Origin of the sequence: Methylobacterium sp. WL103 (assembly GCF_008039885.1) — a bacterium.
GTDB classification, from domain to species: Bacteria; Pseudomonadota; Alphaproteobacteria; order Rhizobiales; family Beijerinckiaceae; genus Methylobacterium; species Methylobacterium cerastii.
Genome location: NZ_VRUX01000649.1, coordinates 1 through 2269, shown reverse-complemented (window position 1 = coordinate 2269; position 2269 = coordinate 1). Strand labels below are relative to the sequence as shown.

Genomic DNA, 2269 nt, shown 5'->3' with positions numbered 1-2269 from the left:
CACGTCGGCCGCGCCCGAGCGCGAGGTCGCGGCCGACGTGCTGGCAGCGCTCGGCGTCAAGCTCGGCCTCGACCCCGCGGGCCTGAGCCGGTGCCTCACCCAAGCCGGACTGTGCTTCATGTTCGCCCAGACTCACCACGGCGCGATGCGGCACGTGGCGGCGGTGCGCTCGGAATTGCCGGTCCGCACCATCTTCAACCTGCTCGGGCCGCTCTCGAACCCCGCCGGCGTCGAATGCCAGCTCCTGGGCGTCTCGCAGGGCGCCTGGGCCGAGCCGCTGACGCGCGTCCTCGCGGAACTCGGCAGCCGCCGGGTCTGGACCGTCCACGGTTCGGACGGCCTCGACGAGATCACCGTCACCGGCCCGACCCAGGTCGTCGCGCTGGAGGACGGGCGGACCTCGACCTTCGCGATCGACCCGCGCGACGTCGGCCTGCCGCTGCACGATCTCGAGGCGCTCCGCGGCGGCGACCCCGAGCACAATGCGCAGGCGCTCGGCCAGGTGCTCTCGGGCGCGCGCAACGCCTACCGCGACATCGCGGTTCTCAATGCGGGCGCCGCGCTCGTGGTCGCAGGTTCGGCGCATGCCCTCGCCGACGGCGTCGCGCGGGCGCAGGATGCGATCGATTCGGGGGCGGCCCGCGCGACGCTGGCCCGCCTCGTCGCGGTCTCGAACGGATAAGGGATACCGATGGCCACCGACGCCCTCGCCGAGCCGCCGCCTCCGACCGAGCCGCCGGCCACCGACCGTTCGAGCGTGCTCGCGCGCATCGAGGCCTACAAGCGCCGCGAGATCGCCGAGGCGAAGCTGCGGGTGCCGCTGGCCAAGCTGGAGACGCGGGCCGCCAAGGCCTCGCCGCCGCGGGGTTTCGCCGACGCGATCCGCGCGCACGTGGCGGAAGGCCGCCCGGCCCTGATCGCCGAGGTGAAGAAGGCATCGCCGTCGAAGGGCCTGATCCGCGCGGATTTCGACCCGGCGACGCTCGCCGCGGCCTACGAGAAGGGCGGGGCCACCTGCCTTTCGGTGCTCACCGACGAGCCCTCGTTCCAGGGCCGGCCCGAATACCTGACCCAGGCGCGGGACGCCTGCGGGCTTCCGGTGCTGCGCAAGGACTTCCTGTTCGAGCCCTACCAGGTCTACGAGGCGCGGGCCTGGGGCGCCGACTGCATCCTGGCGATCATGGCCTGCCTCGACGACGACGAGGCTTTGGCCCTGGTCGAGACCGCGAAGGAACTCGGCATGGACGTGCTGGTCGAGGTCCACGACGCCGCCGAGCTCGCCCGCGCGATCCCCCTCGGCACCGCCTTGATCGGCGTCAACAACCGCAACCTGAAGACCTTCGAGGTCTCGTTCGAGACCGCGATCAAGCTCGGCGCCGCGATCCCGCCCGACCGCATCGCGGTGGCCGAGAGCGGCATCGGCGGACACGACGACGTGGCGCGGCTCGGCCGGCACGGGCTCAACGTGGTCCTCGTCGGCGAGAGCCTGATGCGCCAGCCGGACGTGACGGCGGCGACGCACGCGCTGCTGTTCGGCGGCAAGCCTTTCAACGCCAAGCCCGCGAAGAAGGCGAAGGCGTGAGCGTGGACGAACCTCGCCTCACCCACCTCGACGCCAGCGGCGCGGCCAACATGGTCGACGTCGGCGACAAGCCCGCGACCACCCGCACCGCCCGCGCCGAGGGGCGGGTGGTGATGCTGCCGGCGACCCTCGCGCTGATCCGCGAGGGCGACGCCAAGAAGGGCGACGTGGTCGGCACCGCGCGGCTCGCCGGCATCATGGCGGCCAAGCGCACCCACGAGCTGATCCCGCTCTGCCACCCGCTCCTCCTTACAAAGGTGCGCGTCGAGTGCGAGATCGACGACGCGCTGCCGGGCCTGCGTCTCACCGCGGAGGTCCGCGTACAGGGGCCGACCGGCGTCGAGATGGAGGCGCTCACCGCCGTCTCGGTGGCCTGCCTCACGGTCTACGACATGGTGAAGGCGGCTGACCGCGGCATGCGGATCGAGGGCATCCGCCTGCTCGCCAAGGACGGCGGCCGCTCCGGCGCCTACCGGGCGGAGGACGCGGCGTGATCGGGCGCCAAGTGACCGGGCACGCTAAATGAGCGGACTGATCCCCGTCGCCGAGGCGCTGGCGCGCATCCTCGCAAGCGTTCCCGGCGCGACCGCGGCCGAGGACGTGCCGCTGGCCTCCGCCGTCGGGCGGACGCTGGCGGTCGACGTCGTCGCCACCCGGACGCAGCCGCCCTTCCCCGCCTCCGCCATG

Annotated in this window: 3 protein-coding genes and 1 pseudogene; all 4 read left to right on the top strand. The window is 73.1% G+C overall.

Going from position 1 to position 2269, the window contains the following annotated elements:
• Positions 1-682, top strand: a 682-nt coding sequence (trpD, locus tag FV222_RS23710; protein ID WP_147815793.1) for an anthranilate phosphoribosyltransferase, incomplete at its 5' end; no start/stop codon positions are given.
• A 9-nt stretch (positions 683-691) separates the two neighbouring features.
• On the top strand, positions 692-1582 hold the full coding sequence (trpC, locus tag FV222_RS23705; protein WP_147815792.1) for an indole-3-glycerol phosphate synthase TrpC: 891 nt from the start codon (positions 692-694) through the stop codon (positions 1580-1582).
• Between the two features lie 2 nt (positions 1583-1584).
• The gene (moaC, locus tag FV222_RS23700) at positions 1585-2076 is read left to right on the top strand and encodes a cyclic pyranopterin monophosphate synthase MoaC (RefSeq protein ID WP_147762347.1); all 492 of its coding nucleotides are present in this window, start codon (positions 1585-1587) and stop codon (positions 2074-2076) included.
• Positions 2077-2104: 28 nt separating this feature from the next.
• A pseudogene (locus FV222_RS23695) lies at positions 2105-2269 on the top strand (molybdopterin molybdenumtransferase MoeA); the annotation flags it as partial.

What these genes read in the sequence shown, in the direction of transcription:
- trpC (WP_147815792.1), top strand. Translation starts at nt 692, where the DNA reads ATGGCCACCGACGCCCTCGCCGAGCCGCCGCCTCCGACCGAGCCGCCG.